This window comes from Micromonospora sp. RHAY321 (genome assembly GCF_023896955.1).
In the GTDB taxonomy this organism is placed as follows: Bacteria; Actinomycetota; Actinomycetes; order Mycobacteriales; family Micromonosporaceae; genus Micromonospora.
Map to the genome: position 1 here is coordinate 305,132 of NZ_JAMHIW010000005.1, position 23,160 is coordinate 328,291.

20 protein-coding genes and 1 pseudogene are annotated in these 23,160 nt (G+C 72.3%); 11 read left to right on the forward strand and 10 right to left on the reverse strand.

All coding sequences use genetic code 11. From position 1 onward, the window contains the following. Together M8C17_RS14940 and pdhA are read right to left on the reverse strand one after the other, a co-directional pair. Nucleotides 1-990, reverse strand: a complete 990-nt coding sequence (locus M8C17_RS14940) for an alpha-ketoacid dehydrogenase subunit beta (RefSeq protein WP_252417042.1) — start codon at nt 988-990, stop codon at nt 1-3. Continuing rightward, nucleotides 990-2,165, reverse strand: coding sequence for a pyruvate dehydrogenase (acetyl-transferring) E1 component subunit alpha (pdhA, locus tag M8C17_RS14945; protein ID WP_252417043.1), 1,176 nt, complete (start codon nt 2,163-2,165; stop codon nt 990-992). Before pdhA ends, M8C17_RS14940 begins: the two co-directional genes overlap by 1 nt. A 524-nt stretch (nt 2,166-2,689) precedes the next feature. On the opposite strand from pdhA, the gene M8C17_RS14950 reads away from it, so the two are divergent. Both M8C17_RS14950 and M8C17_RS14955 read left to right on the forward strand, forming a co-directional pair. Then, on the forward strand, nt 2,690-3,475 hold the full coding sequence (locus M8C17_RS14950) for a hypothetical protein (protein WP_252417044.1): 786 nt from the start codon (nt 2,690-2,692) through the stop codon (nt 3,473-3,475). A 65-nt stretch (nt 3,476-3,540) separates the two neighbouring features. Further along, the gene (locus M8C17_RS14955) at nt 3,541-4,164 is read left to right on the forward strand and encodes a phosphatase PAP2 family protein (RefSeq protein ID WP_252417045.1); all 624 of its coding nucleotides are present in this window, start codon (nt 3,541-3,543) and stop codon (nt 4,162-4,164) included. Between the two features lie 50 nt (nt 4,165-4,214). On the opposite strand, the gene M8C17_RS14960 is transcribed toward M8C17_RS14955, so the two are convergent. The 3 genes from M8C17_RS14960 to M8C17_RS14970 are packed head-to-tail and all read right to left on the reverse strand — an operon-like array spanning nt 4,215 to nt 9,019. After that, the gene (locus M8C17_RS14960; RefSeq protein ID WP_252417046.1) at nt 4,215-5,438 is read right to left on the reverse strand and encodes a hypothetical protein; all 1,224 of its coding nucleotides are present in this window, start codon (nt 5,436-5,438) and stop codon (nt 4,215-4,217) included. 57 nt (nt 5,439-5,495) lie between these two features. Beyond that, a complete protein-coding gene (locus M8C17_RS14965; protein WP_252417047.1) occupies nt 5,496-7,181 on the reverse strand; it encodes a GTPase in 1,686 nt (561 codons plus the stop codon). Then, entirely contained in the window at nt 7,178-9,019 is a 1,842-nt protein-coding gene (locus tag M8C17_RS14970) for a GTPase domain-containing protein (RefSeq protein ID WP_252417048.1), read from the reverse strand. Before M8C17_RS14970 ends, M8C17_RS14965 begins: the two co-directional genes overlap by 4 nt. A 220-nt stretch (nt 9,020-9,239) precedes the next feature. Between M8C17_RS14970 and dnaK the strand changes: the two genes are divergently transcribed. From dnaK to M8C17_RS14995, 5 genes are all read left to right on the forward strand, one after another. Then, the gene (dnaK, locus tag M8C17_RS14975; RefSeq protein ID WP_252417049.1) at nt 9,240-11,108 is read left to right on the forward strand and encodes a molecular chaperone DnaK; all 1,869 of its coding nucleotides are present in this window, start codon (nt 9,240-9,242) and stop codon (nt 11,106-11,108) included. A 48-nt stretch (nt 11,109-11,156) separates the two neighbouring features. Then, on the forward strand, nt 11,157-11,915 hold the full coding sequence (locus M8C17_RS14980) for a nucleotide exchange factor GrpE (protein ID WP_252417050.1): 759 nt from the start codon (nt 11,157-11,159) through the stop codon (nt 11,913-11,915). Between the two features lie 84 nt (nt 11,916-11,999). Next, the gene (gene dnaJ, locus M8C17_RS14985; RefSeq protein ID WP_252417051.1) at nt 12,000-13,187 is read left to right on the forward strand and encodes a molecular chaperone DnaJ; all 1,188 of its coding nucleotides are present in this window, start codon (nt 12,000-12,002) and stop codon (nt 13,185-13,187) included. 30 nt (nt 13,188-13,217) lie between these two features. Then, nucleotides 13,218-13,658 carry a heat shock protein transcriptional repressor HspR gene (locus M8C17_RS14990; RefSeq protein ID WP_030332087.1) on the forward strand — a complete coding sequence of 147 codons (441 nt, stop codon included), beginning with the start codon at nt 13,218-13,220 and terminating at the stop codon, nt 13,656-13,658. Between the two features lie 136 nt (nt 13,659-13,794). Next, complete coding sequence (locus tag M8C17_RS14995) at nt 13,795-13,989, forward strand: hypothetical protein (protein WP_252417052.1); 195 nt, start codon at nt 13,795-13,797, stop codon at nt 13,987-13,989. Nucleotides 13,990-14,190: 201 nt separating this feature from the next. On the opposite strand, the gene M8C17_RS15000 is transcribed toward M8C17_RS14995, so the two are convergent. The 3 genes from M8C17_RS15000 to M8C17_RS15010 form a co-directional block, all read right to left on the reverse strand. Next, complete coding sequence (locus M8C17_RS15000) at nt 14,191-14,622, reverse strand: hypothetical protein (RefSeq protein WP_252417053.1); 432 nt, start codon at nt 14,620-14,622, stop codon at nt 14,191-14,193. Between the two features lie 210 nt (nt 14,623-14,832). Further along, nucleotides 14,833-16,038 (reverse strand): cation:proton antiporter, encoded by a 1,206-nt coding sequence (locus M8C17_RS15005; protein WP_252417054.1) that lies wholly within the window; start codon nt 16,036-16,038, stop codon nt 14,833-14,835. A gap of 5 nt (nt 16,039-16,043) precedes the next feature. Continuing rightward, the gene (locus M8C17_RS15010; RefSeq protein WP_252417055.1) at nt 16,044-16,544 is read right to left on the reverse strand and encodes a TrkA C-terminal domain-containing protein; all 501 of its coding nucleotides are present in this window, start codon (nt 16,542-16,544) and stop codon (nt 16,044-16,046) included. A gap of 59 nt (nt 16,545-16,603) precedes the next feature. Here M8C17_RS15010 and M8C17_RS15015 point away from each other — a divergent pair, with 59 nt between their 5' ends. After that, nucleotides 16,604-17,683, forward strand: coding sequence for a hypothetical protein (locus tag M8C17_RS15015; protein WP_252417056.1), 1,080 nt, complete (start codon nt 16,604-16,606; stop codon nt 17,681-17,683). A gap of 67 nt (nt 17,684-17,750) precedes the next feature. Here the strand turns inward: M8C17_RS15015 and M8C17_RS15020 are convergent, their stop codons facing one another. After that, on the reverse strand, nt 17,751-17,966 hold the full coding sequence (locus M8C17_RS15020) for a winged helix-turn-helix domain-containing protein (protein WP_252417057.1): 216 nt from the start codon (nt 17,964-17,966) through the stop codon (nt 17,751-17,753). Between the two features lie 239 nt (nt 17,967-18,205). On the opposite strand from M8C17_RS15020, the pseudogene M8C17_RS15025 reads away from it, so the two are divergent. After that, nucleotides 18,206-18,459, forward strand: a pseudogene (locus M8C17_RS15025) (hypothetical protein). Between the two features lie 85 nt (nt 18,460-18,544). Here the strand turns inward: M8C17_RS15025 and M8C17_RS15030 are convergent. Continuing rightward, a complete protein-coding gene (locus tag M8C17_RS15030; protein WP_252417058.1) occupies nt 18,545-19,681 on the reverse strand; it encodes an epoxide hydrolase family protein in 1,137 nt (378 codons plus the stop codon). Between the two features lie 85 nt (nt 19,682-19,766). On the opposite strand from M8C17_RS15030, the gene M8C17_RS15035 reads away from it, so the two are divergent. Together M8C17_RS15035 and clpB are read left to right on the forward strand one after the other, a co-directional pair. Beyond that, a complete protein-coding gene (locus M8C17_RS15035; protein ID WP_252417059.1) occupies nt 19,767-20,420 on the forward strand; it encodes a TetR/AcrR family transcriptional regulator in 654 nt (217 codons plus the stop codon). Nucleotides 20,421-20,506: 86 nt separating this feature from the next. Further along, a complete protein-coding gene (clpB, locus tag M8C17_RS15040; protein WP_252417060.1) occupies nt 20,507-23,098 on the forward strand; it encodes an ATP-dependent chaperone ClpB in 2,592 nt (863 codons plus the stop codon). The last annotated feature ends 62 nt before the right edge of the window (nt 23,099-23,160 follow it).

Below are 23,160 nucleotides of genomic sequence, written 5' to 3' on the forward strand. Positions count from 1 at the left end.
TCACCAGCCGAAGGAGCGGTCGACGGCGTCGAGTACCCGGTCCAGGTCGGGCAGGTACTCCTCCTCCACCCGGGCTGCCGGGTAGGGGGTGTCGAAGCCGGTCACCCGCAGCACCGGCGACTCCAGGGAGTAGAAGCACTCCTCGGTGATCCGCGCGGCCAGCTCGGCGCCGATGCCGATGTTCGACGGAGCCTCGTGCACCACCACGGCGCGGCCGGTGCGCTTCACCGACTCGTACGCCGCGCTCAGGTCCAGCGGGGAGAGCGTGCGCAGGTCGATGACCTCCAGCTCCCGGCCGTCCTCGGCGGCGGCGGTCGCCGCGTCCAGGCAGGTCCGCACCATCGGCCCGTAGGCCAGCAGGGTGACGTCGGTGCCGGGTCGCACCACCCGGGCCGAGTGCAGCGGGTACGCGTCGGCCAGCGGCGCGTCCAGGTCGACGGGACCCTTCTCCCAGTAGCGCCGCTTGGGCTCCAGGAAGACGATCGGGTCGTCCGAGGCGATGGCCTGCTGGATCATCACGTACGCGTCCTGCGGGTTGGCGCAGGACACCACCTTCAGGCCGGCGGTGTGCGCGAAGTACGCCTCCGGCGACTCGGAGTGGTGCTCGACGGCCCCGATGCCGCCGCCGAACGGGATCCGGATGACCATGGGGATGCTGAGCTTCCCGCGCGAGCGGTAGTGCATCTTCGCCACCTGCGACACGATCTGGTCGTACGCGGGGTAGACGAAGCCGTCGAACTGGATCTCGCAGATCGGCCGGTAGCCACGGATGGCGAGGCCGACCGCGGTGCCGATGATGCCGGACTCCGCCAGCGGGGTGTCGATGACCCGCTGGTCGCCGAAGTCCTTCTGGAGCCCGTCGGTGATCCGGAAGACGCCGCCGAGCTTGCCGACGTCTTCGCCCATGATGATGACCTTGGGGTCGTTCTCCAGGGCGCGGCGCAGACCGGTGTTGAGGGCCTTGCCGAGGGTGAGCGTCTCCGTGGCCATCAGTGGGCGCTCCCCTCGAACGACTCCATGTACTTGCTGAACTGCGCGCGCTGCTCGTCGAGCAGCGGAGACCCGTTGGGGTAGACGTGGTCGAACATCGTCACCGGCTCCGGGTTGGGCATGGCGAGCACCCGCTCGCGCAGGTGCACCGACTCCCGGCGGGCCTGCTCGTCGACCTCGGCGAAGAAGGCCGCGTCGGCGATCTGCTGCTTCTCCAGGAAGGCCTTCACCCGGGAGATCGGGTCCTTGGCCTGCCACGCCTCGACCTCGCTGGCGATGCGGTAGCGGGTCGGGTCGTCGGAGGTGGTGTGCGCACCCATGCGGTAGGTGTACGCCTCAATCAGGCTCGGGCCCTGCCCGTGCCGCGCGTTGTCCAGCGCGGTACGGGTCACCGCGTAGGTGGCCAGCACGTCGTTGCCGTCCACCCGGATGCCCGGGAAACCGAAGCCGGCGGCCCGCTGGTAGAGGGGGATGCGGGTCTGCCGCTCCAGGGGCTCGGAGATCGCGTACTGGTTGTTCTGGCAGAAGAAGACCATCGGCGCGTTGAACACGCCGGCCCAGACGAACGCCTCGTTGACGTCGCCCTGGCTGGTGGCACCGTCGCCGAAGTAGGCGATCACCGCTTCGCCGTCGTCGGTGCCGGTCTTGCCGTCCATGTTGATGCCCATGGCGTAGCCGGTCGCGTGCAGGGTCTGCGCCCCGATCACGATCGTGTACATGTTGAACTTGAACTCGTTCGGGTCCCAGCCGCCCTGGTCGACGCCGCGGAACAGGCCGAGCGGCATGATCGGGTCGATGCCCCGGCAGTAGAGGACGCCGTGCTCCCGGTACGTCGGGAAGGCCATGTCCTGCGTGCGCAGTGCCCGCCCGGAGCCGACCTGGGCCGCCTCCTGGCCCAGCAGGCTGGCCCAGATGCCCAGCTCGCCCTGGCGCTGCAACGCGGTCGCCTCGGCGTCGAGCTTGCGGACCAGCACCAGGTCGCGGTAGAGCCCGCGGTACTCCTCGTCGGTGAAGTCGACGCGGTACTCGATGCCGTCCGGGCCGGTGACGCTGTCGATCCGCTCGCCTTCGGGGGTGAGCAGCTGCACCAGCTCGGGGTTGCCGGTCGCGCTCTTCCTGGAGCGGGGTGCCGCCCGCCTGCCGCGGGTGGTGCCCCCGGGGTCGCCCTTTGCCATCCGTCTCTCCCTGTCGTGTCTGCGTCGGCACCGGGGGGTCACCCGGCCGCGCAACTCGTGCGCCTGTCCGGCTGCTGCCGGACCGGTTCCTGGCGGCCGCGCCTAGCCCCGGTGGGGGTTGCCGCGCGGCGTGAGCCGGATTCTGGCCGAACCCGGTTCGGGAGCGCCGGCGCTCAACCGCGCCTGCCGCGAGGGTGCGCGGAGGTCACGGCTGCGTTGCCGTCGTGCTCCATATTCGCAGAGGAGGTGAGCGCGCCCACAGTACGCCCGCCCCGCATTCCGACCGCCCACCCTTTGCTGACCTTTGTCGCCATGATGCCGGGAAGCGATCGACGGGCGGTACGGCGACGGTTCGTCACCGTTCGGTCATCTCCGCGTGTCGACACGCGGTGGAGGTTGGCTGACGGAGGGTAACTAGGCGAGGCTGATTACCGCAGGATCGCGCCGATCGGGTGATTTGCCGGTGTTTTTCAGCCGACGGTGTCCATCCGCGTCCTCCAACGGCCGACGACAAGGGGTGTGCGGTGCACGAGCCAGGTGACGGTCCCGGCACACCGGCGCTCGGCCGGCACCGGTCGCCCGGTGGATACCGCCCGGTGGTGGGCGCGCACCGCGCGCCCGGCGCCGGCGGCCCCTCCCGGGGCTACCTGCTCACCGTCGCGCTGCTGGCCGGCACCGCCTCGATGCCCATCCTCGCCGCGATCAGCGCGGGCTCGGCCACCCCGGGCAGCACCGCGCTGCCGGACAGCAGCACCCCGTTCATCCCCACCCCGTCGGTCGGGCCGGTGGTGATTCCGCTGCCGATGACCAGTCAGCCGGCGCTTCCGCCAGCCGGCACGCCCAGCGTCGGCCCGACCGCGACCGGTGGTTGGCTGCCCGCCGCTCCCCGACACAGCCCGGAGGGGTCGAGGCCCGAGTCGGCCGCAGCCGATCAGGGGCCCGCACCCCGGGCCGTGCCGCGGCCGACGCCGAGGGCGACCCGCAGCACCCCGCCGGCCGCACCACCCAGCCCGTCGCCGGTGCCGTCACCGACCCGTACGCCGACCGATCCTCCGGATCCCGACCCCGACCCGACCCCCACGCCGAGCCCGACGCCGACCGTGCCGGCAACCCCGACCGGGACCGACTCCTCGACGCCGACCGCGGTGCCGACCAGCACCCTCTCCGTGCCAGCGACCAGACCCACGCCGCCGGCAACCCCCGCCTCCTCGGGCAGCCGACCCAGCCCCACCAACCCGCCGACGACCCTGATCAGCCGGTCGCCGCTGGCCGGACCGACACACCCCACGGTGTCCCCGCCGGTACGGTGACGATCAGGCGCGACCAAGCCGGCGCCGGCGGTGGTCGGCGGTAGACGCGTACCGGAGGGGGCGGCGTGGGCGGCGGTGGGGAACTCCGCCCGGTCACCACCCGACCCGGCCCGGGGCTGCGGGTCGCGCGACTCGTCACCGAGGTGACCGCGCCGGCCGTGCTGGTGTCGCTGCTGATGGTCACCGTGAGCTGGCACAGCGCCCCGGTCGCCGCGCACGGCCTGGCGTGGGGGCTGCTCGCGACGATCTTCGTCACCGGCATCCCGTTCGCCTACATCGTCGGCGGGGTACGCCGTGGCCGGCTCACCGACCACCACGTCGGCCGCCGGGAGCAACGCCGGCTGCCGCTCCTGGTCGGCCTCGGCTCGGTCGCTGCCGGCCTGGCCCTGCTCGCCGTGCTCGGCGCACCTCGTCCGCTGCTGGCGCTGGCGGTGGCCGGTCTGGTCGGCCTGGTGGTCGCCGTGTCGGTGAGCCACTGGTGGAAGATGTCCATCCACTCGGCGGTGGCCGCCGGCACGCTGGTCATCCTGGCGCTGACCTTCGGTGCCCGGCTGCTCGTCGCCCTGCCGCTGCTGGCCGTGGTCGGCTGGTCCCGGGTGCGGCTGCGCGACCACACCGTGCCGCAGGTGCTGGCCGGCGGCGTGCTCGGCGCGCTGATCGCCGGGGTGGTCTTCGGCCTGCTGCGCTGACCGGGCCTGAGATCCGGGTCGGCGGCACGGGGCCGCCGACCCGGATGCTGTCAGGCGCCGTCGTCGGCGAGCCGGTGCCGGTTCGCCTCGATCCAGGCGTCGAGCGCGGCCGGGTCGTCCGGGTCCACGCCGTCGGCCATCAGCTGGGCGACGGCGGCGGTGGCCGGGCTGCGCCGCTCACCGGTGGAGTAGAGGCGGGCGAACTCCGGGACCATCTCCTCGATCGCCTCGTCGGTACGGGTGGCGGCCGACTCGGGCAGCCCGCGCTGGCGGGACGCGTACCGGGCCCAGGCGCGCAGCACCCGGGGCAGCATCGCCGCGTCGTCCATGTCCAGCACCGCGCGGCGGTGCACCCAGTCGAGCAGGAAGAGCCCGGACATCGCGGGGCTCCACCGCATCGGGTCGGCGTCCGGGAACGTCGCCGAGTGGTCCAGCAGCAGGCTCAGGCAGAAGTGCAGTGACGCCAGCTCCGGGCCGTCGATGGTGTCGAGCCCGAACCGGGCCGCCTCCGGGGCGGCCAGGAACCGCCGGACCAGGTCGGTGCGCTCGGCGGCGGTGAGTGGCTCGACCTCCGCCGGGCCGGTCGGGGCGGCGGCGGTGGGCAGCACCGCCAGCCGGGCGCCGACCAGCGCGCGGTCGGTGGCGAGGGAGCCCTCGCCCGGCAGTTCGCCCAGGTCGTCGGTGACGGCGAGATGCCGGGCCACCTCACCACGCAGCCGGGCCGGGTCCTCCGTGCGGAACCAGGTCAGCTCGTCGTCGGCGCACATCTGGCGGACCTGGTCCAGGATCCGTTCCGCCGGGCCGCCGACGAAGATGTCCTTGGTGATCCCGATGTTGTGGTCCACCAGTGCCACCAGCGCGTGCTCGGGGCCCCCGGTGGCGTCGTCGTAGGCGAAGGTGGCGAGGTAGGAGGTCTGGTCGCCGTACACGTCGCCGTACGCCCAACTGCCCGTGAGGTGCACCCGGCCGAGCTGCCCGGACCAGGCTGGCGCCTGGCTGCCCGGACGCACCCGCTCGGTGCCCTCGGCGTTGGGCACGAGCGCGGCGAAGACCTGGCGGATGGTGGTCGCCGCCACGATCCGGCGGCGGGCGGTGGCGGTGAGGAACCCGGTGACGAACTCCCGTACGGCGGTGTCGCGGTCGGTCTCCGCGATCGAGTAGACGCTACCCAGCAGCGCGCTGCCGAGCATCTCGGCGTCGAGCGCGGACTCCAGCTTGGTCACGTCGCGTGCGGCGTGCAGCACCGCGTCGTAAGGGGTCTGAGGCGTGGCCATGCTTCGACCCTACGCCGCCGGGAGGGTACGCAGAGGGGTAGCGAGCCGTGCGGGGCCTCAGCGCCGGGCGGCGTCCTTCAACGCGTCGCGTGCCTGCGCGTACGAGGCGAGCACGATCCGCACCGGGGCGAGCACGTACTCGTCGCCCACCCGGGCGACCTCGGCCGTCAGCCGCTGGTCGGCGCGGGCCCGGGCCCGACGGGCCGCCCAGCGCACCAGCGGCCGGGTCAGCGCCGCCACCAGCAACCCGGCGAGCAGCCCGCCGAGCAGTAGGAGGGTGGGCAGTGGCACCTGCCCGACCATCGGGTTGTCCAGGGCGGGCAGGCCGAGTGCCCGCAGCGCGTAACCGAGCACCAGCCAGCCGAGCCCCACCACGGCGGCCAGCGTCACCAGCCACTGCACGCCGCCGACCAGCCGCCACCAGAGCGGTCGTCGGCCCAGCCCGAGGTCGGTGCCGGCGACCGCGCGGTCCAACGCGTCCGGCAGGTCGCCGAGGCGGGACCGGGCGGCGGTGGTGACCGCGGCCGGCCAGGCGGCGGGCAGGTCGGCGGCGGCCCGGTCGGCCACCGCGCGGATAGCCAGGCCGAGCGCGGAGCGCTGGGCGGCCGTCGGGTCAGGCACCGAGGTCGCCGCGACCAGGCTTTCGGCCGGGTCGGCCTGGTCGCCGGCCGTGCCGGGCAGGTGGAGCCGGCGCAGCGGGTCCGGCCGCAGCCGTCGCCAGCCCCGGACCACCGGCCAGCCGGTGGCGGCGCCGGCCCGATGCCGGTACGCCTGCTCCACCGCCTCGGTGACCGCCGGTACGCCGGCCGCGCCGGCCAGTGCGCGGTTCAGCCCGTCGACGGCGGTGTCGTCCGGTCCGCCCGCCGGTCGGGCCGAGCCGACCAGTTCGTCCAGCGCGGCGACCACACCGTCGACGTCACCGGCGAGCCGGCGCAGTGCCGCCTGCCGCTCGGCGACCGTCTGCTCCAGCGCGGTGCGCAGCCCGACCATCCCGGCCGGGTCGATGGCGGTGGTGGCCAGCAGGGGCACGTCGGTCAGCCCGTCGGCGTCGAGCAGCCGGCGCAGGTCGTCCAGGACCCGGGGAAGCTCGGCCGGGGGCAGCCGGTCGGCCTGGTTGAGCACTACCAGGGTGACGTCGCGGTGGCGGTGGAACTCGCGCAGGTAGCTGTCGTGGATCACCCGGTCGGCGTACTTCTGCGGGTCGACCACCCAGACCACCTGGTCGACCAGGCCGAGCAGCCGGTCGACCTCCAGCCGGTGGGACCGCTGCACCGAGTCGAAGTCGGGCAGGTCGAGCAGGATCAGCCCGTGCAGTGCGGTCTCGTCGTCCGCGTCCAGCGCGCTCTCCCGGACGAACCGGTGCCGGGGCAGTACGCCGACCCAGTCGAGCAGCCGGTTGGCGCCCTCCAGCGGCCCCCACACGCAGGCGTGCGTGACGCCGGTGGTCGGCCGGCGGACCCCGACCGGCGAGAGCTCCAGCCGGGCCAGCGCGTTGAACAGGCTGGACTTGCCACTGCCGGTGGCACCGGCCAGGGCGACCACGGTGTGGTCCCGGGACAGGGCGAGCCGGGTGCCGGCCCGCTCGACCAGGGTGTGCGCGGGCACCAGTTGGGCGTCCGGCAGCAGGCCGTCCACCGCGGTCAGGAACCGGCGTACCGCGTCGAGGCGGGCGATCAGCGCGTCCGGGTCGACCCGCTGGTCGCCGCGGAACGCCTCGCGTATCCGGCCGGTGATGTTGCTCACCGGGAGCCCTCCTCGTCGGCGGCCGGCAGGGTGTCGTCGCCGGAGGCCAGGCCGCTGCGGTGCCGGGCCAGCTCGACCCGGCCTGCCGCCCGGCGCAACCCGTCGCCGGCCTCGGCGGCGGGGCGGGCCTGGGCGGTGCGGGTCAGGAAGCGGTCGGCCTCCGCGTCGAGCAGCGTCCGCACCCGGTCCAGCAGGTCGCCCCGGGCCTTGGCAGCGAGGGTACGGACCGCCTGGTCGCCGAAGATCGCCTGGAGTACGGCCTGCGCGGCGACCGTGGTGCCGGCCCCGGTGGCCAGCTCCAGCCCGGTCGGGATGAACGCGGTGGAGGCGAACACGGCGATCATCACGGCGAGGCCGGTGGCGTTCACCGCGTACGCGGCGGTGCGGGCCACGAACCGTTTGTCGCCGCCCTCGACCCGGACCAGCTCCAGCACGCCGCGCTGCCAGTCCCGGACCATCCGCTCGGCGCGTTCGGGCAGGTCGTCGCTCGGGTGGGCGAGCGCCGGCTCCAGCAGTTCGGCCCCGGCCGGGTGCGCCTTCCACCCGGTGTACGCGCTCTCGGCGGCCTCGGAGGCCACCCCGCGCAGCAAGGTGACCAGTTGCGACTCGATGGCGTTGCGCAGCTCGGTCGAGGGCGCCGGCCGGCCGGTGACGGCGGCCACCACGCGATCCCGCAGCCGCCCGATCCGCGCCTCCAGGGTGCGGAAGAGCTCCCCGGTGCCGACGAACTCCTGCCACCTGGCGAGCACCTCGCCGCGGAGCAGCCGACCGTCCCGCAGGCCCTCCTCGACGGTCCGCTCGGCGCCCCGGTAGGCGGCCCGGACCCGTTCGTCCAGCGCGTCGGCGGCGGCGACCTGCTCGTCGGCGGCGTTCGCCAGCTCCTCGACGGCCGGGTGCACCGCGGCCAGCGCGCCGTCCAGCGTCTGCCGGACGACGGCCGCCCGGGCGTCGGCGTCGGCGGCCAGCCGGGCGAACCAGTCGGCCAGCGGCGCGGTGACCCCCTCGGGCAGCAGCCCCTGGCCGTCGACCCACGTCTCGGGCAGCACGAACAGCGGTGCCCGGCCGAGGCCCTGCGCGGCGAGCATCTCGGTCAGGTGCGCGGCGATCTCGTCGCTGGCCTCGGCGGGCACCCGGTCCAGCACCATGGCGATCACCGCGCCCCGGGCCCGGGCGCTGCGCAGCAGCTCCCAGGGCACCGCGTCGGCGTACCGGGCGGCGGTGGTGACGAAGAGCCAGAGGTCGGCGGCGGCCAACAGTTGACCGGCCAGTGCCCGGTTGGCGTCGACCACCGAATCGATGTCCGGCGCGTCGAGGAAGGCCAGCCCGGCGGGCAGGGCCGGGGCGGTGACCAGGTGCAGGGCCCGCGGATCGTCGCTCGGCTCGGTCGTACGGGTCAGCCCGGGCAGCAGCTCACCCTGGCGGAACCAGGCGGCGTCGGCCGGGTTGCACACCAGCACCGGCGAGCGGGTGGTCGGCCGGAGCACGCCGGCGGCGCTGACCCGGGCCTTGACCAGGCTGTTGACCAGGGTCGACTTGCCCGCGCCGGTGGAGCCGCCGACGACCACGAGCAGGGGCGCGTCGAGCCGGGCGAGCCGGGGCAGCAGGTAGTCGTCGAGCTGGTCGGTGAGGGCGGTGGCGGTCTGCCGGGCTGATCCGGCGGAGGGCAGCGCGAGCGGGTACCGGGTCGCGCCGATCGCGGCCCGGAGACCCGTCAGCGCCCCGGGGAGGCTGTCGTCCCCGATGGTGGCGGGCTGCTCCTCCGCGGCGTCCGGCGGGCCGGTCCGGGCTGCGACGGCGGGCGCGCCGGAGCGGGTGGCGGGATCGCCGGGCGTCGTCACCGCTAAAGCGTGCCCGACCGATGCAAGGGAAGACAACCGGACGGTAATAACGGCTGGGTTGCGTCGGGTCGGCTCAACCCAACTTGACGATTCGTCGGCGCGTGGCACTATTGAGTCAAGTTCACTCAACTTGTGGTGTGGTCCGCTCCGGGCGGTGCCCGCCGGCAGCCCGCGGGCAACGCCCGTCACCTGCACAACCTTACGAAGCGAGGAAGCGAAGATGGCACGTGCGGTCGGTATCGACCTCGGCACGACGAACTCCTGCGTCAGCGTTCTCGAGGGCGGTGAGCCCACCGTCATCGCCAACGCTGAGGGCTCGCGGACGACGCCGTCGATCGTCGCGTTCGCCCGCAACGGCGAGGTGCTCGTCGGTGAGGTCGCCAAGCGCCAGGCGGTGACCAACCCGGACCGGACGATCCGGTCGGTCAAGCGCGAGGTCGGCACGAACTGGTCCGTCGACATCGACGGCAAGAAGTACACCCCGCAGGAGATCTCGGCCCGGACCCTGATGAAGCTCAAGCGGGACGCCGAGGCGTACCTGGGCGAGCAGATCACCGACGCGGTGATCACCGTTCCGGCCTACTTCAACGACAGCCAGCGGCAGGCCACCAAGGAGGCCGGTGAGATCGCCGGCTTCAACGTGCTGCGGATCGTCAACGAGCCGACCGCGGCCGCCCTGGCGTACGGGCTGGACAAGGGCTCCAAGGAGCAGACCGTCCTGGTCTTCGACCTCGGCGGTGGCACCTTCGACGTGTCGCTGCTGGAGCTGGCCGAGGGCGTCATCGAGGTCAAGTCGACCAGCGGTGACAACCACCTCGGTGGCGACGACTGGGACCAGCGGATCATCGACCACCTGGTGAAGACCTTCCGTGGTGAGCACGGCATCGACCTCGGCCAGGACAAGATGGCCCTCCAGCGGCTCCGTGAGGCCGCCGAGAAGGCCAAGATCGAGCTGTCCGCCGCCACCACCACCAACATCAACCTGCCGTACATCACCGCCGGCTCCGCCGGCCCGCTGCACCTGGACGTGACGCTCAGCCGCGCCGAGTTCCAGCGGATGACGCAGGACCTGCTGGACCGCTGCAAGGGCCCGTTCGAGCAGGCCGTGAAGGACGCCGGGATCAAGATCTCCGACGTCGAGCACGTGATCCTGGTCGGCGGTTCGACCCGGATGCCCGCCGTGACCGACCTGGTCAAGCAGCTCACCGGCCGCGACCCGAACAAGGGCGTCAACCCGGACGAGGTCGTCGCCGTCGGCGCCGCCCTGCAGGCCGGTGTGCTCAAGGGTGAGGTCAAGGACGTCCTGCTGCTCGACGTGACCCCGCTGAGCCTGGGCATCGAGACCAAGGGCGGCATCTTCACCAAGCTGATCGAGCGCAACACCACCATCCCGACCAAGCGCTCCGAGGTCTTCACCACGGCGGACGACAACCAGCCGTCGGTGCTGATCCAGGTGTTCCAGGGCGAGCGGGAGATCGCGGCCTACAACAAGAAGCTCGGCACCTTCGAGCTGACCGGCCTCCCGCCGGCGCCGCGCGGCGTGCCGCAGATCGAGGTCGCCTTCGACATCGACGCCAACGGCATCGTCAACGTGCACGCCAAGGACCTCGGCACCGGCAAGGAACAGAAGATGACGATCACCGGCGGCTCCTCGCTGCCGAAGGACGACATCGAGCGGATGCGTCGGGACGCCGAGGAGCACGCGGAGGAGGACAAGCGCCGCCGCGACGACGCCGAGACCCGCAACGTGGCCGAGGCGCTCCAGTGGCAGACCGAGAAGTTCCTCGCCGAGAGCGGCGACAAGCTGCCCAGCGAGAACCGGGAGCAGCTCAACGAGGCGCTCGGCGAGCTGCGTGGCGCCCTCGGCGGCCAGGACATCGAGAAGATCAAGTCGGCGCACGAGCGGCTGGCGCAGGTCTCCCAGCAGGCCGGTTCGCTGCTCTACTCGCAGCAGGCCGAGCAGGGCCAGCAGCCCGGCGGCGAGGCCGGCCCGGGTGCGACCGGGGCGACCGGCCCGCAGGCCGGCGGTGCCGGTGGCGCCGACGACGTGGTCGACGCGGAGATCGTGGACGAGGACGGCAAGAAGTGACCGTCGGCCTCCGACACGTGTCCACTGCGAAGGGGATGAGGTAGCCGCATGACGCAGAAGCCACGAGCCGCCGACCCGGGCGACACCGGGTCGGCGCCGGGTGGCTCCGCGCCCACCGAGCCGGCCACCGGCGACGGGGAGCGGGTCGTCATCCGCAACAACCGCAAGCTCACCGACACGACCGAGCCCGAGGGCACGGCCGCCGACGCGGGGAGCGACGTCGCCGCGGAGGGCCTGGTCGAGGACGCCGAGATCGTGGTCGACGAGATCGAGATCGAGTCGACCTCGGTCGACGGTCCCACGCCGTCCGGTCCGCCGGTGGTGGACGCTCCGGCGCAGCCGGTGGGCGGCGGCGGCACCGGTACGCCGCTCGGCGCTGAGCTGGAGGCGCTCCGGGCCGAGATGGACGAGCGGACCCGGGACCTGCAGCGGGTGTCGGCGGAGTACGCCAACTACCGCAAGCGGGTCGACCGGGACCGCAGCCTGGTGCAGGAGCAGGCGACCGGCTCGGTGCTGGCCGCACTGCTGCCGATCCTGGACGACCTGGACCGGGCCCGGGAACACGGCGACCTGGTCGGGCCGTTCGGCACGGTGGCGGAACAGCTCACCACCGCGCTGGGCAAGTTCGGCCTGACCGCCTTCGGCGAGCAGGGCGACCCGTTCGACCCGACCCGGCACGAGGCGGTCGCGCACCAGACCTCGGCCGAGGTCAGCGAGCCGACCTGCGTGCAGGTCATGCGGCGCGGTTACCAGCTCGGTGAGCGGCTGCTGCGCCCCGCGCTGGTCGCGGTCGCGGATCCGGAATAGTGCGAAACGGTGACCGGGCCGTCCCGTCCGCTGCGATGCGGCGGGCGGGACGGCGGGCCACGACGGTAGGAAGGGGGTGGACCGGTGAGTTCGAAGGACTGGCTCGAGAAGGACTTCTACGCCGTGCTCGGCGTGGACAAGGCCGCCTCCGCGGATGACATCAAGAAGGCGTACCGCAAGTTGGCGCGGGAGTCGCACCCGGACCACAACCCGGGCGACCCGAAGGCCGAGGAGCGGTTCAAGGCCGCGTCCGAGGCGTACAACGTGCTGTCGGACACCGGCCGTCGCCGGGAGTACGACGAGATGCGCTCGCTGTTCGGCTCGGGCGCGTTCCGGCGCAACGCGCGGGGCGCGGGCCAGCCGGGCGGCATGCCCTTCGACGTCTCCGACCTGTTCGGCGGCGGCGGGGCCGACGGCGGTGACCGTCGTTTCGGTGGAGCCGGTTTCCAGGACCTGTTCAGCTCGATCTTCTCGGGTGGACAGGGTGGTGGGCAGGCCGCGCCGCGTGGTCCGGCCCGTGGCCGGGACGTGGAGACCGAGGTCGCGCTGGACTTCGGTGACGCGGTGCGCGGGGTGACTCTGCCGCTGACGCTGCGTGCCCCGGGCGTCTGCGACACGTGTCACGGCAACGGGGCCAAGCCGGGCACCCAGCCGCGCACGTGCCCCGCGTGCCACGGCGCCGGGGTGACCACCCGCAACCAGGGTTCGTTCAGCTTCTCCGAGCCGTGCCGCACCTGCCAGGGCGTCGGCACCGTGGTCGAGGAGAAGTGCCCGGAGTGCCACGGCAGCGGCGGGGTCACCAAGACCCGCACGCTGAACGTGCGCTTCCCGGCCGGGGTGGCCGACGGTCAACGGATCCGGCTGGCCGGGCGGGGCGAGCCTGGCGAGCGCGGCGGTCCGGCTGGTGACCTGTTCGTGCACGTCAAGGTCCGGCCCGACGAGCTGTTCGGGCGTACCGGCGACGACCTCACGCTGACCGTGCCGGTCACCTTCGCGGAGGCCGTGCTCGGCACGGACCTCCGGGTGCCCACGCTGGACGGCGCGGTGACCCTGCGGGTCCCGCCGGGCACGCCGAGCGGTCGGGTGCTGCGGGCTCGGGGCAAGGGTGTGGTCCGCCGCGACGGGCAGGCCGGTGACCTGCTGGTCACGCTGGACGTGGTGGTGCCGGCCCGGTTGTCGGACGAGGCACGCACAGCGTTGGAGGCGTTCGCCGAGCAGAGCCCGCCGGCGGCCCGGGAACATCTCGACGCACGGGTGCGTCGGGTCAGTTAGTCCGGTGGGATGGACGCGGAGGTGAGCGGGATGTCGGGCGAGTTCCTCGGTTCGGGTGACCCTGCCTACGAGGCCAAGGTGTTGATGATCTCGGTCGCGGCACGGATGGCGGGGATGCACCCACAGACCCTTCGCCAGTACGACCGGCTGGGGCTGGTGCAGCCCGGCCGGGCGGCCGGTGGTGGGCGTCGGTACAGCGTCCGCGACGTGGTGCTGCTGCGCGAGGTGCAGCGGCTCAGCCAGGACGACGGCATCAACCTGGCCGGGGTCAAGCGGATCATCGGGTTGGAGCGGTTGCTGGAGCAGGCGCAGCAGCGGGTGGCCCGGCTGGAGGCCGAGCTGGACGCCGCGTACCGCCGGGTGGCCGAACTGGAGTCGCTGGCCCGCTTCCCGGGCCGGGATCTGGTGCCGACCAACCGCACCTCCACCGCGCTGGTGGTCTGGCGGCCGCGCCGCACACCCGACCGCTGACCAGACCCGCACCCGGTTCCGTTTCCTCGGCCCGGTTCGCGCCGGATTTCCCGGCGCGGGCCGGGCCGTTCCGGTTAGCCTGGCGATACGGGTTCTATCGTCTTATTTCGGACCTACCGCCATGGCAGGGGGAGCGATGACGGAGCCGGCGAAGCAGGTGGCCCAGCAGACGGAGGACCGGCTGGAAGACCTGGCCGACACCGTCCGCGAGAAGTTCGACAAGGTGACCGACGGAACCTTCCGGGACAAGATCGTCAAGGGACGGTTCGCCGACCAGGGAAACCAGGGCGTCGACCCGGGCCGGACCGAGGCCCCCCGGAAGCAGGACTGACCGGTAACCGACGTGCGGGTCGGGACCCACGGGGGGTCCCGACTCGTTCGCCGTTCAAGACTGCGGGTCGGGACGCGGTGATCCCCGCGGTGGGGGTCCCGACTCGTTCGCCGTTCAAGACTGCGGGTCGGGACGCGGTGATCCCCGCGGTGGGGGTCCCGACCCGTTCGCCGTTCAAAGACCGCGGGTGCTCGTTCGGCCTCAGCCGAGGCGGCGGTTCTCGCGGACCAGGCCGCCCTCGCACCAGTCGCGGTAGACGAAGAGGTCCGGTCGGGCCAGCAGCACCCGGCCGTTGTGCGCCCAGATCTTCATCAGCTCGTCGCCGTCGCGCTCGGCCTGCTCGACCAGCTTGCGGAAGCGGCGCTTGGGGTGCGCGCGGAAGTTCGTCCGGATGCCGTCGGCCGCGTAGATGTAGAGGCAGTGCAGCGCGAAACGGCGCGCCGGGCAGGCGGGATCCATCGCCAGCTCGAAGAGCGTCAGCACCAGCCGGTCACCGGAGACCAGCAGGTCCCAGTCGGGTGGCATGGAAGCCAACGGCACCGAATCGGGCTGGTACGCCCAGGCTCGCAACTCCGCCGGAGTCGGATCGACGGGGTTGGCGAAGCCGTGGAACGTCGACTCCTGCACGCTCACCGGCCAACCTTCCGCTCTCGCCCGCGACGGCACCGGCCGTCCGCGAACCCTGGCTGCTGGGGCGAAACGGTAACCCGCCGTCGGGTGCTGCGGTAGCCCTCGTTGGGAGCAATTCAGCAACCGTTGGCCTGGCCGGGCCAACTGGATGGTCGAGCGGACACACGCGCCGCCGCCGCCGCTCAGAATGCGGGAAACGGCGGCGGCGGCGCGTCAGTCGCTGACCGGAACCGGCTCCCGCCGCTGGGCCGCCGCGCGGGTGCGCAGCCACCGCTTGAACCACGGGAAGTCGGGCAGGCGGGCCAGCATCGGCCCGGTCACGACGGTGATCAGAACGTACGCCGTGGCCAGCGCGGCCAACCGCGGCTCGACGCTGCCGGCGGCCACCGCGAGCCCGGCGATGACGATGGAGAACTCACCTCGGGGTACGAGTGCCAGGCCGGCCCGCCAGCGACCGGGTTCGGCGATGCCGACCCGACGGGCCGCGAGGTAGCCGGTGAGCGTCTTCGTGGCCATGGTGACCACGGCCAGCGCGAGCGCCGGCAGCAGCACCGGCGGGATGTCCCGAGGGTCGGTCACCAGGCCGAAGAAGACGAAGAACACCGCAGCGAACAGGTCCCGCAGCGGGGAGAGCAACTCGGTCGCGTGGTGTGCCACCGGGCCGGAGAGCGCGATGCCGACTAGGAACGCGCCGACCGCCGCCGAGACCTGGAGCTTCGCCGCGAGACCGGCGATCAGCAGGGTCAGACCGAGTACGCCCAGCAGCAGCGCCTCCGGGTCCTTCGCCGACAGGGCGGACGAGATCAGGTGGCCGTAGCGGATCGCGACGACCAGCACGAGCAGCACCGTGCCCACCGCGATGGCGAGTGCGATGCCGCCACCGAGCAGGCCGGTCCCGGCCAGTACGGCGGTGACCAGCGGCAGATAGAGCGCCATCGCCAGGTCCTCGATCACCAGGACCGAGAGGATCACCGGGGTCTCCCGGTTACCGAGCCGGCCCAGGTCGGCGAGAACCTTGGCGATCACGCCGGAGGAGGAGACCCAGGTGATGCCGCCGAGCACCAGTGCGGCCACCCAGTCCCAGCCGAGCAGCAGGGCGAAGGCCGCACCGGGCAGCGCGTTGAGTACGCCGTCGATCAGCCCGGCCGGGGCCGCCGAGCGGAGGTTGCCGACCAGTTCGTTGGCCGAGTACTCCAGGCCGAGCATCACCAGCAGCAGGATGACGCCGATCTCGGCGCCGACGGCGAAGAACTCCTCGCTGGCGTTGAGCGGGAGCAGCCCGCCGTGCCCGAACGCGAGCCCGGCGAACAGGTAGAGGGGGATGGGTGAGAGGCCGACCCGGCGGCTCAGGCGGCCGAGGATCCCGAGCAACAGCAGCAGCGCGCCGACCTCGACGAGCAGTGTGGTGGATTCGTGCATCCGCCTCAGCCGTCCGGGTCACTGTCGGCGAGGATGGCGGACACGCCGTCGAGACCCCTGCGGGTCCCGACGACGACCACCACGTCGCCGGCTGCGAAGCGGAAGGTGGGAAGCGGCGAGACGATGACCTCGCCGTCGCGCAGCACCGCCACGATGGAGGCGCTGGTGCGGGTACGCGCCTTGGTGTCGGCAAGCTGCCGGTTGACGTACCGCGACCCTGCCGGGATGGCAATCTGCTCGGTGAGCAGACCGGCGGCCTGCTCGCGCAGCCCGGAGAGTTGACCGAGCATCAGCGACGCGCCGAGGATGTCGGCCAGGGCCTCAGCCTCGTCGTCCGTCAGCGGGATGTCCGCCTGGCAGGAGTCCGGATCGTCGGGGTCGTAGAGGACAAGATCACGGCGGCCATTGCGGTGGGAGACAACGCCCAGGCGGCGTCCGGACTCCGTCACCAGATCGTGGCGTACCCCGATCCCCGGTAAGGCGGTCTGCTCGACACGTACTCGCACCCGTGCAAGGCTACCTTTCGGAGGCGCCAATGATCGGACGGAGATCAGGTCGGACTGTGGTGCTGCTCCTACCCCTGCTGGTCGGATGTTCGATCGGCGACGTCCGTCGGCAACCACCGCCCGCGCCGTCCCGACCGGCCGCCACCGCGCCGTCCCGACCAGCCGCCACCGCGCCGTCGCCACAGGCCGCCGTCGCAGAGGTACGTCGCGTCCGGGTCGCCGTCCCGCAGCGGTACGACCCTCCCTACATCGAGTTCGTCGACGCCGAACACGGCTACGCCCTGTTCGCCAATTGCGGCGAGCCGCCGCCCGGCCCCGATTGTCCGGCGCTGCTCTTCGCCACGGGCGATGGCGGCCGGTCCTGGCGGGCGTTGCGGCATCCCCACCCGGTGGCGGAGAACCACCAGCTCTACGCCGCGCCGGGGGTGCTGACGTTGTGGAGTGAGCCGCACGGCTGGTGGACCTCGACCGACGGTGGCGCCTCGCTGGTGCACAGCCGGATCGGGCCACCGCCGCAGTGGGTCGGCGCCCAGGGCCGTTTCCAGTTGATCGAAGCCAGTGGTCAGGTCGGCGAGTGGGACGGCCGGCGGCTGCGTCCGCTGGCTGCGCAGCCGCACGTACCCGGGTTGAACACCGTCGACGCGGGCGACGGGCTGCTGGTGGTCGCGGCCGGGACAACGGACGGGAAGCCGCATGCGGCGGTCTCGTTCGACCGGGGGCGGAGCTGGCAGCAGACCCCGGTGCCGGCACCCGACGGGCACGTCGGCGTGCTGCGAGCCGTGGTCGAGCGGGACGGGACGGCGTGGCTGGTTGGGGAGCGGCCAGACCGTAGGTCCTTTCCGGCGCTCTGGCGACTGCGCCGAGGGTGGGATCCGATCCGAGCCGACGGGCATCCGCCACAGATCCAATCCGTCGCGCCGATCGGAGGCGGGCTGCTCGCGGTGACCGGCTCGGGCGGCGCGGGTGCGGTCGGAGACGGTCGCTACACCGAGTTGCCCTGGCCGGTCGGTCCCGACCACAGCCTGTCCGTGCTCACCGACGGCACGATGGTGGCCGCCGGCGGGGACGGCGAGATCCTGCTCGGCATCGGCTGGGTGGCCGAGCGCCGGTGGGCGAAGATCATCCTCGACAACTCCTGACCCGCCGCGTTCCCCGCGCAGGCCTCGCCACTAAACGGCCCCTCCACGCGCCGTCACCTGCCACAAGCTACTTCTCCGCTACGAAGACGCCGACGCCCTCCAGCGTCTCGGTGAGACCGGTCGCTCGGAGAATCATCATGGCCTTGCCGACCACTGTGTCCGACACGCCGTACTCCTTGCAGAGCTGTGACCGGCTCGGCAGTCTCGTGCCGGGCGGCCACTCGCCTGATTCGATTTTGTTTCGCAGTTCGTCTGCGAGCACCTGGTACTGCTGCTTGGGCATACACACTCCCCGGATGGCACGCCCATTCGATCACGTGGCCACCTCCAACCTCAAGCAATCGGAGCTTGGTCGTTGACCTACAACCGCTAGCGATTGTTGGTTCGAAGTGAACGCTTCCGGATGGCACTGGGGCGCTCAGCAGGCCGGGGCGAGCTTCCCCGTGGTTCGTCCCGGCCCTGTTCCTTCCACCGCAACCCGCGAGGAGAGCCATCACTCATGCCTGACCTGGTGCAGCGACGATGAGCGGCCGGTTTGTCATCCATCTGCCGGTGGCCGCGCCCGACCTGGCCCGAGCCAAGATGCTGGGCCGGACCGCCGGCCGGTCGCTGGCCTTCCTGGCCCGGATCGACCTGGGCGGGATCACCGTCTCGACCAGGGGGTACGGCACTGGGTCTTTTGCGACCGGCGGCTGGACGGTGGCCGTCGCTGTGTGCTGCGCGCCGACCACGAGACTCCCTGCACCGCCCGCCTGCCCCGCCGAGTTGGTGGGTGATGTCGTAACCGATTCAGCTCCATAGGCGCCGGACGCGCCGGTGCCCGCCCCGGCAGAGCAGGGCGGGCAGCCGAGCACGCGTTGGTCAGCGAAGGCTGGCGAAGAACGCGCGGATGTCCGCGACCAGCACATCGGTGGCCTGGTGGGCGGCGTAGTGGCCCCCGACGTCACCGCGGCCGTCGACGTCCTTGTCGTACGCCGTCCACCGGACGATGTTCGCGTGGTCCCGGTCGGCGAAGCGGCGGATGGACTGGAAGTCGCCGGGGAACATGGCCAGCGCCGTCGGGACGGTGGTGGGGCCGGTCGTCGGCTGGTCGGCGTGTGCGTCCTCCCAGTAGAACCGGATCGCCGAGGCGGCCGTGCCGGTGAACCAGTAGAGCGCCACGTTGGCCAGGATGAATTCGGCGTCCAGGCTCTCGTCGAAGAGTTGCGCGTTCCAGGCGAGCAGCCCGACCGGGGAGTCGGCCAGGCCGAACGCCAGGGTCTGCGGCTGCTGGCTGTGCACCTGGTTGAAGGAGAACTTGTTCTCGTAGAACCACTGGAGGTGCGCGAGCGCCGCCTGGTCCGCCTCGGAGAGGTCGGCGAACTCGGCAGGGTCGCCCGAGGGGAACGAGAAGAGCTGGGTGACGTGCACGCCGAGCACGCGCTCCGCGTCGGTCCGGCCCAACTCGGGGGCGATCATCGAGCCGGCGTCGTTGCCGACCGCGCCGTACCGGTCGTACCCCAGGCGGTTCATCAGCTCGGCCCAGGCGCGGGCGGTGCGGAACCGGTTCCAGCCGGTGCTGCGGGTCGGGCCGGAGAACCCGAAGCCCGGCAGCGACGGGATGACCAGGTGGAAGGCGGGCGCGTCCGGTGCCGTCGGCTCGGTGAGCGGGGCGATCACGTCGAGGTACTCCAGGACCGAGCCCGGCCAGCCGTGGGTGAGCACCAGCGGGGTGGCGTCCGGGCGGGACGACCGGACGTGCACAAAGTGGATCTGCTCGCCGTCGATCTCGGTGACGAACTGCGGGTGGGCGTTCAGCCGGGCCTCGACCGCCCGCCAGTCGAACCCGTCCCGCCACCGGTCGGCCAGCGCGCGCACCCGGTCGGTGCTCATCCCGTACGTGTCGCCGGAGCCCGGAAGGTCGGCGGGCCAGATGGTGCGACCCAGCCGGGCTGCCAGGTCGTCGAGGGAGGTCTGCGGGATCTCGACGCGGAAGGGACGGATCGCGGTGCCGGTCATCTCGATACTCCTTCGGAACGGAATGTTTCGTTCTGCAATCACAGTAGCAGACCGGAACGATCCGTTCCACTGTTATCCTGGAGTCATGCCGACTCCCCCCGGAAAGACCGACGCGCCGCTGGCTGGTCGCCGTGCCCAGGCCGCGCGCAACGACGAGGTGATCCTCGAAGCCGCGCGCGAGGTCTTCCTCGACGACCCGAAGGCGCCGATCGCGGCCGTCGCCGAACGCGCCGGCGTCGGCATCAGTGCCCTCTACCGGCGGTACGCGGGCAAGGAGGACCTGCTGCGCCAGCTCTGCCACGACGGGCTGCGCCGGTACGTCGCCGAGGCCGAGGCGGCCCTCGCCGAGCCGGACGACTGGGCCGCCTTCGCCGGGTTCCTGGCCCGGGTGGTCGACGCCGACGTGCACTCGCTCACCGTCCACCTGGCCGGCACCTTCACCCCGACCGAAGAGATGGGTCGGGCCGCGATGCGCGCCAACGAGCTGGCCACCGTGCTGTTCGAGCGTGCCCGCGCCAGCGGGCGGCTGCGCCCCGACGTGGTCGTGCAGGACCTCGGGCTGGTGCTGGAGGCGTGCGCCGCGGTACGCGTACCCGATCCGGAGCGGACCGCGCAGCTGCGCTGCCGGCAGCTCGCGGTGCTGCTGGCCGGACTGTCGACCACTCCGGACGCGGATCCGTTGCCCGGCCCGCCCCCGGCGGCGGGGGAGTTCGACTGGCGGTGGCGCCGCCGCGAGTGATGGGTGTCACAGCGCTAGGGTTGAGTGGAATACGCTCAACTCTGGTTGTGTCCAACCCAATGGACAACGCCGATCCGGGGGAGCCCATGAACACCGAACGCCTCACCACCAAGAGCCGCGAGACCATCACGGGTGCCGTCGCACTGGCCAACCAGCGCGGCCACGCGACCGTGGAGCCGTGGCACCTTCTGCTGTCCCTGCTGGACACCGACGGCTCGACCGCCGCCGGCCTGCTGCGCGCCGTCGGGTCCGACCCCGCCGAGCTGCGCCGGGCCGCCCAGCGTGCGGTCGATGCCCTGCCCGCCGCACGCGGCTCCAGCATCGCCGAGCCCACGCTGGCCCGGGAGTTCGTCAACGCCATCGGCGCCGCCGAGCAGATCGCGCGGCCGTTGGGCGACGAGTACACCTCCACCGAGCACCTGCTGGCCGGCCTGGCCCGGGTGGGTGGTGCGGTGTCGGGCGCGCTGAAGTCGGTCGGCGCCACCGAGGACGCCCTGGTCGCCGCCTTCCCGACCGTTCGGGGTGGGGACCGGCGGGTCACCACGGCCGACCCGGAGCAGACCTACCAGGCGCTGTCCAAGTACGGCGTCGACCTCACCGCCAGCGCCCGGGACGGCAAGATCGACCCGGTGATCGGTCGGGACTCCGAGATCCGCCGCGTCATCCAGGTGCTCTCCCGGCGTACCAAGAACAACCCGGTGCTGATCGGCGAGCCCGGTGTCGGCAAGACCGCGATCGTCGAGGGCCTGGCGCAGCGGATCGTGGCCGGTGACGTGCCCGAGTCGCTGCGCGACAAGAAGCTGATCTCGTTGGACCTCGGCGCGATGGTCGCCGGCGCGCAGTACCGCGGTCAGTTCGAGGAGCGGCTGAAGTCCGTGCTGGAGGAGATCAAGAACTCCAACGGCCAGGTCATCACGTTCCTCGACGAGCTGCACACTGTGGTCGGCGCCGGCAAGGGCGAGGGCTCGATGGACGCCGGCAACATGCTCAAGCCCATGCTCGCTCGCGGTGAGCTGCGGATGGTCGGCGCCACCACGCTGGACGAGTACCGGGAGCACATCGAGAAGGACCCGGCGCTGGAGCGCCGCTTCCAGCCCGTGGTGGTCGGCGAGCCGACCATCGAGGACACGATCGGCATCCTGCGCGGCCTCAAGGAGCGCTACGAGGTGCACCACGGCGTACGGATCACCGACGCCGCGCTGGTCGCCGCCGCCTCGCTGTCCGACCGCTACATCACCGATCGCTTCCTGCCCGACAAGGCGATCGACCTGGTCGACGAGTCCGCGTCCCGGCTCCGGATGGAGATCGACTCCCGGCCGGTCGAGGTGGACGAGATCGAGCGGGCCGTCCGCCGGCTGGAGATCGAGGAGATGGCGCTGGCCAAGGAGCCGGACGACGCCTCCGCCGAGCGGTTGGTGCGGCTGCGCAAGGAGCTGGCCGACAAGCGCGAGCAGCTCACCGCGCTCTCCGAGCGCTGGCAGACGGAGAAGAGCCACATCACCAAGCTCTCCACCGCCAAGGAGGAGTTGGAGCGCCTGGGTGGCGAGGCCGAGCGGGCCGAGCGCGACGGTGAGCTGGAGCGGGCCGCCGAGCTGCGCTACGGCCGGATCCCCGCGCTCAAGGTCGAGTTGCAGCAGGCCGAGGAGGAACTGGCCCGGCTCCAGGCCGACGGCGCGATGCTCAAGGAGGAGGTCGGCGCGGACGACATCGCCGCGGTCGTCGCCTCGTGGACGGGCATCCCGGCCGGCCGTCTGTTGGAGGGCGAGACGGCGAAGCTGCTCCGGATGGAGGAGTCGCTGGGCGGCCGGGTGGTCGGCCAGGTCGAGGCGGTGGGTGCGGTCTCCGACGCGGTGCGCCGGGCCCGGGCCGGCGTGGCCGACCCGGATCGTCCGACCGGCAGCTTCCTCTTCCTCGGCCCGACGGGTGTTGGCAAGACCGAGCTGGCCAAGGCGCTCGCCGAGTTCCTCTTCGACGACGAGCGGGCGATGGTCCGCATCGACATGAGCGAGTACGGCGAGAAGCACTCCGTGGCCCGCCTGGTGGGTGCCCCGCCCGGCTACATCGGTTACGAGGAGGGCGGCCAGCTCACCGAGGCGGTGCGCCGCAGGCCGTACTCGGTGATCCTGCTGGACGAGGTGGAGAAGGCCCACCCGGACGTCTTCGACGTGCTGCTCCAGGTGCTCGACGACGGTCGGCTCACCGACGGTCAGGGCCGCACGGTGGACTTCCGCAACGCGATCCTGATCCTCACCTCCAACCTCGGGTCGTCGGTGATCGGCGATCTGACGCTGGGCGAGGAGCAGCGCCGGGAGGGGGTCCTCGCGGTGGTCCGCTCGCACTTCAAGCCGGAGTTCCTCAACCGGCTGGACGACATCGTGGTGTTCGCCGCGCTGCGCGGCGACGATCTGAGCTCCATCGTGGACATCCAGCTCGACCGGATGCGAAAGCGTCTGGCGGACCGTCGACTGGCACTGGACATCACCGAGTCCGCGCGTCAGTGGCTGGCCGAGCACGGCTACGACCCGATCTACGGTGCCCGCCCGCTACGCCGCCTGGTCCAAACCGCGATCGGCGACCAGTTGGCCAAGGCCCTCCTGTCCGGCACCATCCGCGACGGCGACACGGTCAAGGTCGACCTGTCCACCCCCACGAACACCCTCACGGTCACCCCCGCCTGACCCCGCCCACCAGCGGTGATCAAGAGGTTTGCGTCATCGGGACGTCTTCTCATGACGCAAAC